The 381-nt window shown below is 40.2% G+C and carries 1 protein-coding gene; it reads left to right on the forward strand.

Going from position 1 to position 381, the window contains the following annotated elements:
* Positions 1-25: 25 nt before the first annotated feature.
* The coding region (locus tag GR197_RS31845) for a hypothetical protein (protein ID WP_164016680.1) at positions 26-381 on the forward strand (356 nt) is incomplete at its 3' end.

Raw genomic sequence — 381 nt, forward strand, 5'->3', positions numbered from 1 at the left:
ATATTAAAGAGGAGGGTCTAGGCAAATGAAAACTATGCTGAAAATTATGCGAATGCGTAAAAACGAAATTCCTGATGATATATTGCCTTTGTTTGAGCACATTGTTCAAACATATAAGGGAGACGAATGCGATGAAAATTTTATAAAAGCGATGGAAGAACAGCTCACCAAGGAGCAACGCTTCCGACTATACGAGCAAAACGGAAGTTGTAGTGGTACTGGGTACGATAAAGAACGTAAAGCCTTCGCACTTGAACACGCTGACAAACCCCTTGCCGAAAGGCTGGAACTATTTACAAATACCTTTGGCAGAACAGCCGTTTTGAATGATGATAATACAATCACAGTCACTTTTGCCTGTAACCATGGATACTACAAGCA

The organism is Rhizobium phaseoli (genome assembly GCF_010668805.1).
Taxonomy (GTDB): Bacteria; Pseudomonadota; Alphaproteobacteria; order Rhizobiales; family Rhizobiaceae; genus Rhizobium; species Rhizobium phaseoli_A.